This window comes from Pseudomonas sp. HPB0071, from assembly GCF_000478505.2.
Lineage (GTDB): Bacteria > Pseudomonadota > Gammaproteobacteria > Pseudomonadales > Pseudomonadaceae > Chryseomonas > Chryseomonas luteola.
Map to the genome: position 1 here is coordinate 846,780 of NZ_KI517367.1, position 13,993 is coordinate 860,772.

Below are 13,993 nucleotides of genomic sequence, written 5' to 3' on the forward strand. Positions count from 1 at the left end.
GGCGTCGGCGAAGGTCATCTGCTTCATGGAAAAACTCGGCTGGCGGGATCGGCGTATTTCACCAGATTCGGGAAGTCTTTTTCAGACCTTCCTTAAGTGCCAGCCTCAGTCCTTGATCATGGAACCGTTTGGTCGCAATACGGCTCCTGCCGTAGCGATTGCTGCCATGAAGTTGTTGGCCGATGGCAAAGATGAACTGATGCTGGTTCTGCCAGCAGACCATGTCATCGAAGATATCGATGCGTTTAAAGCATCCTTGAATTCGGCCACCGAAGCCGCTGAAAAAGGCGAAATGGTGCTGTTCGGTATTCCTGCACTGCGCCCGGAAACCGGCTACGGCTATATCAAGGCAACCCACTCAGCCAACCTGCCTGAAGGGGTCAATCGCGTCGAGCGCTTCGTAGAGAAGCCAGACGCCATTCGCGCGACCCAATACGTAGAATCTGGGGATTACTACTGGAACAGCGGTATGTTCATCTTCCGCGCCAGCCGCTTCCTGGAAGAGCTGAAGCTGCACGATCCTGATATTTACGATACCTGCCTGCTTGCGCTTGAGCGCAGCCAGGTTGATGGCGATCACATCATTATCGACCGCAACTCGTTTGCCGTCTGCCCGGACAACTCCATTGACTATGCTGTCATGGAAAAGACCACTCGCGCTTGTGTAGTTCCAATGTCTGCCGGTTGGAACGATGTAGGCTCCTGGTCAGCCATCTGGGATGTGCATGACAAGGATAGCGATGGCAACGTTACCAAAGGTGACGTGATTCTGCACGAAGCCCGTAACTGCCTCGTTCACAGCACCAACAAGCTGGTCTCCCTGATCGGCATCGAAGATGTCGTGGTTGTAGAGACCAAAGATGCGGTCATGATCGCACACAAGGATAAGGTCCAAGACGTCAAGAAGGTGGTCAACAAGCTCGAAGCGCAAGGTCGCCAAGAGGTCAAGAGCCATCTGGAAGTGTTCCGTCCTTGGGGCTCTTACGATTCCGTCGACATGGGTCAGCGCTTCCAGGTCAAGCGTATCACTGTCAAACCAGGCGCTCAGCTGTCTCTGCAGATGCACCACCACCGCGCCGAGCACTGGATCGTGGTCTCTGGCACAGCGCAGGTCACGTGCGATGACAAGACCTTCCTGCTGACCGAAAACCAGTCCACTTACTTGCCGATGACGTCTGTACATCGCTTGGCCAATCCTGGCAAGGTACCGCTGGAAATCATTGAAGTACAATCAGGTGGCTACCTGGGCGAAGATGATATCGTTCGCTACGAAGACGTTTACGGTCGCGTCGACGCACCACAGACCAAGAGCACTAACGCTGTAGCGCGTTAATCGCTCTGAGCTGAGCCAAGAGAAAAATAAAAATAAGAGTCCTCTTGTCTCCAGATTCAACAACACCGGCCCAGCGCCGGTGTTGTGCTTTCTAGGCCGAAGTGATCTCAATCGCTAAAGCAGGTACCCTGGATCCTTTCAGCTCTTGCAACCTTATCAGGACGTTATTTTCCATGACGCCATCCACGCCCCTTCCTCACCTTGTTTCCCATTCTGATCTGGATGCTGTATGCGATCAGTACGATGGATTTATTCTCGACCTATGGGGGGTACTGATTGACGGCTACGACGCCTTTCCCGGTGCGCAGAACTGGCTAGCACGGCGTGCAACCGAAGGCAAACCTGTCTGGTTCCTGAGCAACGCATCCCGTGATGCCGCTTCCATGACGGATCACCTGGTTGAACTGGGTATCGCTCGAGAGCAATTTGCCGGTATAACGACCTCAGGGCAGCTGGCCATCGACGCCATTAGCCAGGAACCAGCGCTGGCACAGGGGGGTATCTATCTGACCGGACCTGGCGAAGGTCAGACTGGCTGGCCCGAGCACATACGCAGCCGATTCGTGACCGACATCCAACAGGCATCCCTCATCCTAGGTGTAGGGAGCTTCCCTCAGGATGAGCTGACGCTTCGTCAGGCCCCGCTTAAGAACTTCACACATTTACCGTTTCTCTGCGCCAACCCTGATCGCACAGTAGTCTCTGGCGGCCTACCCTACTACGCCGCCGGTAAGCTGGCCGACTACTTCGCTTCGCTGGGCGGAAGTGTGCGCTGGTACGGAAAGCCTGATCCCTATGCGTTTCTTTGTGCTCAACGAGAACTGGCAACCTTGGGCGCCACCAGGCTGCTGTTTGTGGGTGACTCACTGGTCACCGACGTACCGGGTGCAGTTTCGGCCAACATTGATTGCTTATGGCTGGCGTCAACTGGAATCCACCGCGAGGCATTGGGTGCGGAGTTCAATGAGCAACCGGAGCAAGAGCAACTTGAGCGCTTCCTGATGGATTATTCGATACGCCCTCAATATGTCGCTGCTGGTCTAGTCTAAAGAGACTAAACCCTAACGGAGATCCGTTGCCCGTGAGAAAGAATGTCGTTATCTATAATCGTCTTCCCGCTCCACTGGTTCAACAGTTGAGCGAAGCCTTTAACGTTACCGTCATTGATACTCAGGGCAATGTCGATGAGCAGTTCCAGCATGCCCTCCTTCACGCACACGGCCTGATTGGTGCCAGCAAGACACTAGGCCGCCATGAGTTGCAACATGCAGAAAACCTGGAAGTAATTTCCAGCGTTTCGGTTGGATATGACAGCTATGACGTGCCCTACCTGTCCGAGCAGGGCATTCTACTGACCAACACCCCCGATGTACTGACCCAGACCACAGCAGACCTTGGATTTGCTCTGCTGATGAGTACCGCTCGCCGCCTGCCTGAGCTGGATGCCTACACCAAAGCAGGGCAATGGACAAAAGGCATAACGGAAGAGCATTTCGGTACGGACGTTTATGGAAAGACGCTGGGAATCGTAGGTATGGGTCGCATAGGTGCAGCCATTGCAAAGCGCGGCCACTTCGGCTTCGACATGCGGATTCTTTATCATGCAGGCAGCCGCAAGCCCGAGCTGGAGAAAGAATTCAAGGCAGAGTATCGAGACCTTGAATCTCTGCTTCAGGAATCCGATTTTGTTTGCCTGGTAGTCCCTCTGACAGAGTCCACTCGCCAGATGATCGGCGCCCGTGAACTAAGACTCATGAAGCCCAGCGGTATTCTGATCAATATTGCGCGCGGGCCAGTGGTTGATGAAGCGGCTCTAATCGAGGCGCTTTCCAACCAGCAAATTCGTGGCGCAGGCCTGGATGTTTTTGAGCAGGAACCGCTTTCATCATCGCCCCTGTTTTCGCTGAAGAATGTCGTCACCTTACCGCATATCGGTTCAGCGACTCACGAGACACGGTATGCCATGGCAGAGCGCGCCGTCTCCAATCTGACAGCCGCCTTAAGCGGCAATCGGCCACAGGATTTGGTTAATCCTGAAGTATGGAAGGGTTAAATCAAGCCAATCTGAAACCAGCGCTTAACAGCAGACTCTTTAGATAAGCCATGCTTTCGTAATTAAGTGATATCTATTTGAGCAACCTGAGCGACTTCAGTACGGGGACGCTTTCGGTCTGTGGCACAATTACCCGTTTGTGCTTCGTGTTACAGGCTTCATATGCGTCTACGTTTCGACCATCTGCACTGGCAAGACTGGAAAGGCTCCTTTACTGAGCGCAACTATGAGCGTGGCCGGCGCTATGCTCAAGAAGGTTACGCCACGGTCCGGTCAGCCGCCGATGGGCTGGTCTATGCCATATGCAGCAGTCCTTCAGGATTGGATTACCGCCAATCCATCACGCTCAAGCCTGGTCCAAGAGGTTGGTTTGTTGATGGCCGGTGCACATGTGGGGCTGGCAGAAACTGCAAGCATACTGCTGCCGTGCTGTTCGAGCTGGAGCGCCTTCAGCGGGCCGGCAGCCCTCCTCCTCGCCGCGAAGCAGCCGAGACAGCCATCAATCTGGTCAAGCCGCCCAAGCCATTGTTGGTATTGGGTAGCCACACACAGGTTGACTATGATCGGCAAACCGCACGCATGCGCCCCGTCACCCGCCACAGGGCTGCCCTGGCGTTTCTTTACGACGGCAAAAAAGTGTTCGGCAAGCCTGTACCGGGTCGTAGTAGCGCGGCAACGCTGCCAACACGCCACAGTGAAGCCGAGCAGCGCCTACGACAAGTCTTACAGGACGCAGGCCTCCGAGTAGCGACACGGCGAAGCGCAGCCTTGCCCGAAGATGCGGGCGAGATGTTTGAAATGCCTGATGACTCCAGTTGGCTGCGCTTTATCGAAGTCACACTTCCGCAGCTGCGTGGAGCGGGCTGGCAGATAGATATGCGTCCAGAATTCGCCTTTGAGCTGACCGAGGTGGAGAATTGGTACGGCGAAATTGAGGAGGCGCCTGATCATGAATGGTTTGATCTGGAGCTCGGCATCGTCGTACAAGGGCGGCGCGTCAGTCTGCTGCCTATCCTGATCGATCTTATCCGGCGGGATCCCCAATTATTCGAACCGGGAGCACTGGCCAGACGCTCTGACGATGAGCGCCTGCTGCTCCGCGTGGAAAGCCCTGCTGCACGCAAGCAAGGACGCCCCACACGTATCGCCCTGTCTCTAGGTAGACTAAAGCCCTTGCTTGCCGCACTCATGGAACTGCATGGGCATTCGTTACCTGCTAATACCAAGCAGATACGCCTGTCTCATCTGGACGCCGCACGGCTGGCTGAACTTGAAGAAAATATCCCACTGACATGGCAGGGTGGTGAGCAGCTCAGAAACTTCGCCCATCGACTACGCCATTACTCAGCTTCGCCTCTGCACGTTCCGGAAAGCCTGCGTGCTGAGTTAAGACCGTATCAGCGCGATGGCCTGGCTTGGTTGCAGGCACTTCGCGAGCTGGATGTGGGAGGGATCCTGGCCGATGACATGGGTCTTGGTAAGACCTTGCAAACCCTGGCTCATATCCTGGTCGAGAAAACGGCTGGCCGGTTGACCAGCCCTGCCATGATCGTCATGCCTACCAGCCTGATACCTAACTGGCAGGACGAAGCAGCCAAGTTCACACCCGAGCTGAAAGTACTGGCCCTCCACGGTACTCAACGGCGTAACCTGTTCGAGCGGATACCTGAGCACGATATCATCCTGACTACCTACGCCCTGCTACCGCGCGATGCCGAGCAGTTGGCCAGCTTCTCCTTTCATCTTCTGGTATTGGATGAAGCACAATCCATTAAGAATGCGGCAACCAAAGCGGCACAAGCGGCGCGGGGACTCAATACGCGACACCGTCTATGCCTGACGGGCACCCCGCTGGAAAATCATCTGGGTGAGCTTTGGTCTCAGTTCCACTTCCTGATGCCAGGCTGGTTAGGCGATATAAAAGACTTCAAGCGCGACTACCGAACGCCGATCGAAAAAAATGGCGATACCCAACGCCTCGCCCAATTAAAGGGACGAGTAAAGCCTTTCATTCTGCGTCGTACCAAACAGCGAGTAGCCAGCGAGCTGCCACCCAAGACGGAAATTGTCCAGTTGGTCGAGCTGACTCAGCCACAGCGCGATCTTTATGAAACGGTACGTGTTGCACTTGATGAGAAGGTCCGTAGCGAAATCTCCAAGAAAGGCTTGGCCAGAAGCCAAATTATCGTTCTTGATGCACTGCTGAAACTCCGCCAGGTCTGCTGCGATATCCGACTGGTCAACGGCAACGAAACATCCGCCAAGTCGTCTGGAAAGCTACTCGGCTTGCTGGAACTGCTCGAAGGCCTATTGGCCAATGGTAGTCGTGTCCTGCTGTTCTCGCAGTTCACTTCCATGCTGGCGCTGATCCAGCAGGCACTGGATGAAAAAAGGATCGACTATGTCACCCTTACCGGTGAAACCCAGGATCGCCGTACGCCTGTCGAACAGTTTCAGTCCGGTGAGGCCCCGGTTTTCCTGTTGAGCCTTAAAGCAGGCGGTACGGGACTCAACCTGACTGCGGCCGATACGGTGATTCACTTCGACCCCTGGTGGAACCCTGCGGCGGAGAGCCAGGCCACAGACCGTGCCTATCGCATAGGGCAAGATAAGCCGGTTTTTGTGTACAAGCTCATTGCAAGAGGCACCCTGGAAGAGAAAATCCAGCAATTGCAGTATGAGAAATCCCGTATTGCCGCAGGGATTCTTGAGGAGAACACAGCCGACTGGCGAATGTCGGAAGCGGATATCGAAGCGCTTTTCACCCCATTGGGTAAATAGACTTTCCTCCTTGGCCGTTCTGCTTGTCTGAGCAGAGCGGTGCATCACTCGAGAAGCGGTCTAAACTTGTCAAACATAATAAAGTCCATATCCCTTATGATCTGGATGCTGTTTGTCTGCGCTTACACTACTTTGGCATGGGGTTTGGGAGATTGCGATGGAGTTACCGCGCCAAGCCTGCCTGGATGCGCTCAACCGTGAGCCACCTGCTATATTTGAGGCAGCACTCTGGATAGCCGCCGAACATGACCTGACCTTTCAGCCTGAAATGGCTCAGCATCTTCTGACGGATCTCATTCCTTCTGTCGAGGCAGCGATTGATCATCAAGGCTCGTCCGCCGAGCGCGCGCAGCAGCTCGTACGCCGGATGATCGAGCTGGGTTTTCACGCCGATGACTGGCCGCTGAAGCCTCAGGCAGCGTTGCTGCACAAGGTGCTGGCTCGTCGAAGGGGACAGCCACTTTCCTTATCACTGATCGCGATGGAGCTGGCCCGCAGACTGGACATTCCTCTGGTTGGCGTCAACTTTCCAGGCCATTTCCTGCTACGTGTCCCTGAGGCGGATCACCTGCTTGACCCTACCAGTGGAAGACGACTTTATTCCAAGGATTGCCGCGGACTGCTCGCCTATCAGTTTGGTCCACATGCCCAGCTGCAAGCGCAGCACCTACGCACTGCTCAGCCTCGCGAACTGCTCCAGAGACTGTCTCGAAATCTTCGTCAGTTGCATGAATTTGATAACCAACTATTGGCAGCCCTGAAAGATGCGCAGCGGGTACTGGAAGTAGGGCCGCCCAGCGTCTCGGATCATCTGGCTCGTGCAGAACTGTATAGCCGGCTGGACTGCCCTCAGGCCCAGCGTTATGACCTTGAGCATGCCCTATTGTTAAGCGATGACCCAGCCGAGCAACTGCACCTAAGCCATCGCCTGGCCGCGCTGAGTGATAGTCGCCGCCGTCTTCACTGATAGGCATGGAAATATGCCTTAACAGCCAGAACCTTCTGTCTCCAGCCAGGCGGATATCAAGTCCTGCCAAGCACAGCCGATAGCCAAGCAACCTCCTTTACGCTGTACTTAGCAGGACCTAAGCAATGACCCTTCGTAACTTGAATATCGCACCTCGTGCTTTCCTGGGGTTTGCGTTCATAGCTGTACTCACTTTGTTCCTGGGTGTTTTCTCGCTCTATCAGATGCGTGATATCCGCCAGAACAGTATTAACTTTGAACAGAATGTGCTCCCCAGCATAACCAGCCTGGATGAAATTACATCGCTAACCCTGCGCCTGCGCGTGCTCTCCTATCGTTTGCTTATCAACCGCGAACCGGAGAATCTGCAAAAGACGTTGGCATTGTTTGATCAGCGGATCAGTCAGGTTGAAGCTGCGCGGACACGCTATGAGAAGCTGATTGCATCGGAGGCGGAGCGCGGCTTTTATAACGATTTCCAAAAGTTGTGGGGTGATTATCTTCAGCTGAAGAACCGCATGATGCAGCTCTCTTCAGCAAATCAACTTGATGAGCTTAAGGCTGTACTTAACGATGAGCTTCTGAAGAACTCTGACGCAATCAATGCGGTGTTAGGCAAACTTGTCGATATCAATGCAGACTCAACGACAAAGTCTAATCAGAGTGCTGCCCAGAGCTATTCCACCTCTGTTGCCACCGCTATTACTTTGTTGGTCATCGTTGCATTACTGACCGTACTCCTGGCCTGGCTGCTGACGCGCAGCATCGTGCAGCCGGTTGATCAGGCCCTGCGTGCGGCTGAAGAAATTGCCAGCGGTGACCTGACCAAGCACATTCAGGTTACCGGCAAGGATGAGCCCGCTCGTCTCTTGATGGCCATGCGTACCATGCAGGAAAAACTGCGTCATACGTTAGAGCGCATCTCAGGCTCCTCGAGCCAGTTGGCTGCCGCCTCTGAAGAGCTCAGCAGCATCACTGACGAGAGTGCACGTGGCCTGAATCGCCAGAATGACGAAATCCAGATGGCTGCAACGGCCGTAACGGAAATGAGCTCGGCAGTAGAAGAAGTGGCCCGCAATGCCATAACAACGTCCGAAGCCTCCAAGCACTCTGCCAGTGCGGCTCAGGAGGGTCAGGGTCGCGTACTGGAGACCGTTTCGTCCATTGAGCACATGACCTCGGAGGTTCAGACGACCGCATGTCTGGTCGGTGAACTTGCCAGTCAATCACGCGATATTGGCAAGGTGCTTGATGTGATTCGTGGCCTGGCTGACCAGACCAACCTGCTGGCACTCAACGCCGCTATTGAAGCGGCCCGTGCGGGAGAGGCAGGTCGCGGCTTCGCTGTCGTCGCCGACGAGGTACGAGCTCTGGCGCATCGTACCCAGGAGTCGACTCGTGAAATTGAGCAAATGATCATGAGTATCCAGAATGGCACTGAGCAGGCCGTGAACTCAATGGAGTCCAGCACGACCCGAGCAGGTTCTACGCTGGAAGTGGCTCGTCGTGCCGGCGAAGCGCTGGAAGAAATCACCCGCGCCATCAGCGAGATTAACGAGCGCAACCTGGTCATTGCCAGCGCAGCCGAAGAGCAGGCACAGGTAGCCCGCGAAGTAGACCACAATCTGGTCAATATTCGGGATCTGTCAGTCCAGAGCTCGGAAGGTGCTCGTGATACCACGGCAGCCAGCCAAGAGCTGTCGCGCCTGGCTGTTGAGCTGAATACCTTGGTATCTCATTTCAAGGTTTAAGGATGAACGTGGTGCAAGGATGCACCCCCTCCATCAAAGCACCCAGATCAGCAGTTGGGCGCCCAACAGATTGAACAAGCCGGTCAGTACCATCGTCAGTCCGGCCACTGTCCCCTCCTCAATGCCTACTTCGTAAGCGCGGCTTGTACCGGCACCATGGGCACCTACACCGAACATCGCACCTCGCGCCAGAGCAGAGCGCAACGGAAGAAAGCGCAGAAGAAGGCTACCCACCACAGCGCCAAAAACACCTGTGACCAGTACGAAAGCAGCGGTCAATTCAGGTGCCCCCCCCAGGTCCTTGGACATAGGCATGGCAAACGGTGTCGTAATCGAGCGTGGCAGCAGGGATAACGTGACAGGCGCTTCCAGAGCCAGCAAATGGGCCAATAGCCAAGAGCTGAAAATTGACACAAAGCTGCCTACTACAATGCCGGCCATAAGTGCTCGCCAATAACGGACCAGAAGTCGACGCTGCTGCCAGATCGGTACGGCAAACGCGACGGTAGCCGGCCCAAGCAGGCCGATCAGCCAACCGGTGTAGTGGGAATACTGCGCATAGCTCGTGCCTGTCGGAATGGCAATTAGATAAAGAATAGTCGGCACAAAGACAATAGGAGCCAGCACATACCACTTGATGCGCTTGTAAATCATCCGGCTCAGAATATACCCACCCAACGTCAGAAGCAGCCAGAACACGCCAGTCCAATCAAGCATCCTGGCGGCTCCTGCGACGAAACATCCATTCCACCGTCAAAGCGGTACTGATCATGACCAGAAGCGTGCTGAAGCACACCGCCATAAGAATACGGATGCCCTCTTCCCGGACGAGAGGCCCATAATCAAGCAAACTCATCAGCGCTGGGATGAAAAACAGCAGCATCTCACCGACCAGCACACGGGCACCGCTTTCAAGCCACTCTGGCTTTATCACTCGCAGCGCAAGAGACAGCAGAAGGATCGCCAGACCTAGAACACCTGCTGGGATAGGCAAACCGAAATACTGCCCAAGCCATCCGCCTAGCCACCAGATACCTAACAACACAGCCAACTCAACCAGCGTCCGCATGTAACGGGGAACCATAAGACATCCATTACGTTTAACTGGCTTCAAGGATACGCCCGGCCTTACTATCCCAGAAGCGAATTATTAGAATCAGAGCCATTCCAAAATGGAATTCAAACAACTCCGCATGTTTGTCGAGGTTGTACGCCAGGGCGGTTTTACTGCCAGTACACGCGTGCTTCACGCGACTCAATCGACCGTCAGCAAGCAGATTGCCCATCTGGAGCAAAGTCTGGGGTTGCGTCTGCTGGATCGGACAGGCCCCGCCCTACAATTGACCGATGCAGGACATGTTGTGCTCAAACATGCTGAGCACATATTGCGCCAACACCGCGAAATGCTGACGGAGCTGGATGATCTGGCCCGCCTGGGTCAAGGACAACTACGCGTTGGGCTACCCATTCTGGGTGCAGAAACATTGTTTGCAGCCCCCTTTTCCCTCTACCGTAAGCGCTATCCGCAAATTACGGTTCACTTGGTGGAAGGTGGCAGCAAGCTCATGGAGGAGTTGGTCATAAAGGGTGATATAGAGATTGGTGGCTGTCTTACCCCTAATGATCCTTCTTTTGATTATCAACCTTTTTGCAATGAGCCTTTGGATGCCGTGCTGTCATGTATTCATCCATTGGCCAATAGGCCCCGATTGGCGTTAGCGGAGCTGGCCGCTACGCCCTTCTTGCTATATCAGCAGAGCTATACCTTGAACGATCGACTGTTACAGGCGTGCCGCGAAGCGGGCTTTACGCCCCAAGAAGGTGGCAGAAGTGGACAGGCGGACTTTCTAATAGCATTGGCAGCAGCAGGACAAGGCGTTGTTCTCCTACCCCGAATCGTGGCCCAAAAGCTGATACGTCCCGATGTCGTACGCATTCCTCTGACCCAACCTGACCTCCGGTGGGACGCCTCCTTTATCTGGCGGCGTGGTGCATACCTTTCCCGGGCGGCAAGAGCCTGGCTCGATCTCATGCAGGAAGTCAGCCTGGAGCAATTCGGCAAACTGGATACTTGAGTCTGAATATCTTGAATTAAAGTCTGCCATGACAACATAGTCATCAAGCCATAAGCGCCTGATGACCTAGCAGACTACCGTTCCCCTCAGCGGATCAAGGCTGTTATCAGACGATCCAGCCACGGCTCCGCGTCTGTTTCGGGAGTAACGGTTTCACTGGCATCGAGCTTTAATATAGGCAGCACTTCCTGCAGTCCAAGCTCGGCAAACAGCTCCTGCATTTGCATGCCACCACCACAGTAAGTATCGCCGTAGCTGGCGTCCCCCAAACCGATCACGGCTGCGGGCCTGCCACGCCAATCCGGAAGCGTATCGCGCAGCGCATAGTAAAGCGGCTGTACGTTGTCCGGCAGCTCTCCCATTCCGGTTGTCGATGTCACGGCAAGAAACGCATCGGCATCGAAAGCCAGCAAATCGTCCAGTCCTCCACGCAAATTGAGCCAGACCTCATGCCCACCTGCCTCCAGAATCTGCTTGGCGTGCCTGGCGACCTCCTCAGCCGTGCCGTAAACAGAGCCACATAAAATGGCGACCTTCATGACACCTCCTTAATCACTGGTATGCCTAACCTTACCATGCTGCCCTTTGGTTCACACACAGCGCTTCTTGCACTGACATGACGCCTACTACTTATGTCTAGCCAGCGCTCATCGGCATTTAACGCAAATGGAATGAACCTTGTATATGCTTGCACAGCCTGATACTCAGGCGATCGAAGCACTCCAAAACGAGTCGCTTCCTGTTCTCGACCGCAGTGCCTACCCGGCGCTGTGTGATCAGACCGTCCTATCCGGATAGTTGCATGTGGAGAGTTCTATGATGCATCCCGTCACCCTGATGGTGGCTCGCCGTGTCGCCGATGGCTGTTACGATAATTTTCTCGAATGGCTCCGCGAAGGTGAGCGCTTGGCGACCTGCTATGAAGGCTATCTTGGATCGGGCGTCCTCTCCCCGCCGCCAGGCGATAATGAAGTCCAGATCGTGTTTCGTTTTTCTAATGAGCAGACATTAGGTGCCTGGGAACATTCCTCGACGCGTCAGCACTGGCTTGAGCGGGGCAAGGATCTCTTCGAGCAGCCGCAGGAGCTTCGTGCACAGGGCCTTGATACCTGGTTTGGCGATGCCCGCCGCACACCCCCTCGCTGGAAGCAAAGCATTGCTGTCTGGCTTGCGTTCTTTCCTGTATCGCTGCTATTCAATGCCTTGTTAGGCGACAGGTTGGCTGGGTTGCCACTGGTACCCAGAATATTGCTCAGCACCCTGATCCTGACCCCTATCATGGTGTGCTTCTTTATCCCATGGGTAACTCGCCTGCTTTCCGGCTGGCTCAATAGTGATGCCTCGCAGGCTCGCCGGAGAACACTCCGGCCTGCTACGACCCGTCATTCATGATGTCACGATGGTGAAGGGTTTGCGATAATCGAAAGCTGTCTGCAGAGTATCGAAGCTCTAGCAGACAGCCCTTTCGTCTGTCGGAGCCCCATCCCATGCATCACACGTTTGCTGCCCCGCTGATTATCACGGGCGCCAATAAACGAGTCGGCCTTGCCTTGACCAAGACGTTGAGCAGTCAGGGGTATGAGATCGTAGCCACGTACCGCAACGATCCTGGCGAGCTGGTGACGCTGGAAAATGTTTACCCTTTTCAGGTAGACCTGACCTCCGTTGAAGACAGGCAACAGTTTATCGACTATGTACTCACTTGCGCTAAAAGCCTGCGCGGTATCATTCATAATGCATCGCTTTGGCTGAACGACTCGCTTCATCATTTCCAGACCATGTATCAGGTACATCTCGAAGCGCCGTATCACCTGAACCTGGCTCTGGAGCCGCTCCTGCTTGCCAGTACGCGCGCCGATATCATCCACATTTGTGACGACAGTGCCTCCCGAGGCAGCAAGAATCACATCGCCTATGCAGCGACCAAGGCGGGGCTGAGTAACATGACCCTGTCGTTCGCTGAAAAGCTCGCACCTACTGTCAGAGTGAATACCATTGCTCCCGGCCTCCTTATTTTCAAAGAGGACAGCAGTGCTGATTATCAGGAGGCTACGCTGAAAAAGGCTCTACTTCCGTATGAGCCTGGAGCCGCGCCGATCATCGAGGCTGTGACCTATCTGTTGCAGTCTACCTATACAACAGGCAGTACGGTTACGGCCAATGGTGGCCGCCACCTGCGTCATTCGAAGAATGCCTGATTGTCCCAGGCATTCATTTTTGGAGGAATCGATCCATGACCGAACAAGAGCGCATTGAGCTGGAGGCTGCGGCCTTTCGTACATTGGTAGAACATTTGCGCAAGCGTACCGACGTACAAAACATCGACCTGATGAACCTGTCAGGCTTTTGCCGGAACTGCCTATCGAAATGGTATAAGGCGGCGGCGGACGAAAAGGGCGTGGAACTGAGCATGGACGATGCACGTGAAGCCGTCTATGGAATGCCGTATGCCGAGTGGAAATCGCGTTACCAGAAGGAAGCCACACCTGAACAGGCTGCTGCTTTCAAGGAGAGTGCCAAGCCATGACTCCCCTTGAGACCTTTCGCGCTCGGCTTCGTAGTGATGAGCATCTGTTTGCCGGTACCCTGGCTTTCATTGCAGATCACTATGATTACACGCCTCAAGCCTTTGTAAATGGTTCGGTAGAAAACGCAGTTGGCCAAAATGAAGGCTCCTGCAAAACCCTAGGCCTTGCGCTGCTGGAGAGCTTCGAGACACAGGAAGCCCTGTTGGCCTTTGGGGAGCATTACCGTAGCGTTATTGCGACTCCTGAAGGTGCTGATCACGCCAACATCCGTTCGCTGATCACCCATGGTCTGGCGGGCGTCCGCTTCGCCCAGCTGCCATTGGCAGCAAAACAGTCGGTTTGATCTGTCGCTTGCGCCTTGATCCGAAACGATCAAGGCGCAACAGTGTTACTCATAGCTTGTTCGCGCTCAATGGCAAGATCCTACTTACCTAATTGAATCAAGCCGTGCCTTCAGCTCATGGGTCAGTAATAATAGGCAGCGACTGCTTTCTAAACCTGTGAC

14 protein-coding genes and 1 pseudogene are annotated in these 13,993 nt (G+C 54.6%); 12 read left to right on the plus strand and 3 right to left on the minus strand.

Going from position 1 to position 13,993, the window contains the following annotated elements; all coding sequences use genetic code 11:
- The 7 genes and pseudogenes from HMPREF1487_RS04285 to HMPREF1487_RS28300 form a co-directional block, all read left to right on the plus strand.
- Window positions 1–1,333 (plus strand): mannose-1-phosphate guanylyltransferase/mannose-6-phosphate isomerase (locus HMPREF1487_RS04285; RefSeq protein WP_010795367.1); only part of this gene is annotated, 1,333 nt, incomplete at its 5' end.
- Window positions 1,334–1,506: 173 nt separating this feature from the next.
- A complete protein-coding gene (locus HMPREF1487_RS04290) occupies window positions 1,507–2,382 on the plus strand; it encodes a TIGR01459 family HAD-type hydrolase (protein ID WP_010795368.1) in 876 nt (291 codons plus the stop codon).
- A gap of 32 nt (window positions 2,383–2,414) precedes the next feature.
- Window positions 2,415–3,386 carry a 2-hydroxyacid dehydrogenase gene (locus tag HMPREF1487_RS04295; protein WP_037029719.1) on the plus strand — a complete coding sequence of 324 codons (972 nt, stop codon included), beginning with the start codon at window positions 2,415–2,417 and terminating at the stop codon, window positions 3,384–3,386.
- A 162-nt stretch (window positions 3,387–3,548) separates the two neighbouring features.
- The gene (locus HMPREF1487_RS04300; protein ID WP_010795370.1) at window positions 3,549–6,167 is read left to right on the plus strand and encodes a DEAD/DEAH box helicase; all 2,619 of its coding nucleotides are present in this window, start codon (window positions 3,549–3,551) and stop codon (window positions 6,165–6,167) included.
- 157 nt (window positions 6,168–6,324) lie between these two features.
- Entirely contained in the window at window positions 6,325–7,134 is an 810-nt protein-coding gene (locus HMPREF1487_RS04305) for a SirB1 family protein (protein ID WP_010795371.1), read from the plus strand.
- 125 nt (window positions 7,135–7,259) lie between these two features.
- Window positions 7,260–8,027 (plus strand): annotated as a pseudogene (locus tag HMPREF1487_RS28295) (MCP four helix bundle domain-containing protein); the annotation flags it as partial.
- Window positions 8,028–8,156: 129 nt separating this feature from the next.
- On the plus strand, window positions 8,157–8,885 hold the full coding sequence (locus HMPREF1487_RS28300) for a methyl-accepting chemotaxis protein (protein ID WP_371106369.1): 729 nt from the start codon (window positions 8,157–8,159) through the stop codon (window positions 8,883–8,885).
- 33 nt (window positions 8,886–8,918) lie between these two features.
- Here HMPREF1487_RS28300 and HMPREF1487_RS04315 read toward each other — a convergent pair whose 3' ends face one another.
- Both HMPREF1487_RS04315 and HMPREF1487_RS04320 read right to left on the minus strand, forming a co-directional pair.
- A complete protein-coding gene (locus HMPREF1487_RS04315; protein ID WP_010795373.1) occupies window positions 8,919–9,602 on the minus strand; it encodes an LrgB family protein in 684 nt (227 codons plus the stop codon).
- Entirely contained in the window at window positions 9,595–9,969 is a 375-nt protein-coding gene (locus HMPREF1487_RS04320; protein WP_010795374.1) for a CidA/LrgA family protein, read from the minus strand. Before HMPREF1487_RS04320 ends, HMPREF1487_RS04315 begins: the two co-directional genes overlap by 8 nt.
- An 88-nt stretch (window positions 9,970–10,057) precedes the next feature.
- Between HMPREF1487_RS04320 and HMPREF1487_RS04325 the strand changes: the two genes are divergently transcribed.
- Window positions 10,058–10,960, plus strand: a complete 903-nt coding sequence (locus HMPREF1487_RS04325; RefSeq protein ID WP_010795375.1) for a LysR family transcriptional regulator — start codon at window positions 10,058–10,060, stop codon at window positions 10,958–10,960.
- Between the two features lie 86 nt (window positions 10,961–11,046).
- On the opposite strand, the gene HMPREF1487_RS04330 is transcribed toward HMPREF1487_RS04325, so the two are convergent.
- The gene (locus tag HMPREF1487_RS04330) at window positions 11,047–11,499 is read right to left on the minus strand and encodes a flavodoxin (RefSeq protein WP_010795376.1); all 453 of its coding nucleotides are present in this window, start codon (window positions 11,497–11,499) and stop codon (window positions 11,047–11,049) included.
- A gap of 280 nt (window positions 11,500–11,779) precedes the next feature.
- Between HMPREF1487_RS04330 and HMPREF1487_RS04335 the strand changes: the two genes are divergently transcribed.
- The 4 genes from HMPREF1487_RS04335 to HMPREF1487_RS04350 all read left to right on the plus strand — a co-directional run bounded on the left by HMPREF1487_RS04335 (window position 11,780) and on the right by HMPREF1487_RS04350 (window position 13,831).
- Entirely contained in the window at window positions 11,780–12,352 is a 573-nt protein-coding gene (locus HMPREF1487_RS04335) for a putative antibiotic biosynthesis monooxygenase (protein WP_033351670.1), read from the plus strand.
- A gap of 95 nt (window positions 12,353–12,447) precedes the next feature.
- Window positions 12,448–13,158, plus strand: coding sequence for a dihydromonapterin reductase (gene folM / locus HMPREF1487_RS04340; protein WP_010795378.1), 711 nt, complete (start codon window positions 12,448–12,450; stop codon window positions 13,156–13,158).
- Window positions 13,159–13,193: 35 nt separating this feature from the next.
- Entirely contained in the window at window positions 13,194–13,487 is a 294-nt protein-coding gene (locus tag HMPREF1487_RS04345) for a DUF1244 domain-containing protein (protein WP_010795379.1), read from the plus strand.
- The gene (locus HMPREF1487_RS04350) at window positions 13,484–13,831 is read left to right on the plus strand and encodes a HopJ type III effector protein (RefSeq protein ID WP_010795380.1); all 348 of its coding nucleotides are present in this window, start codon (window positions 13,484–13,486) and stop codon (window positions 13,829–13,831) included. Before HMPREF1487_RS04345 ends, HMPREF1487_RS04350 begins: the two co-directional genes overlap by 4 nt.
- Window positions 13,832–13,993 lie beyond the last annotated feature (162 nt).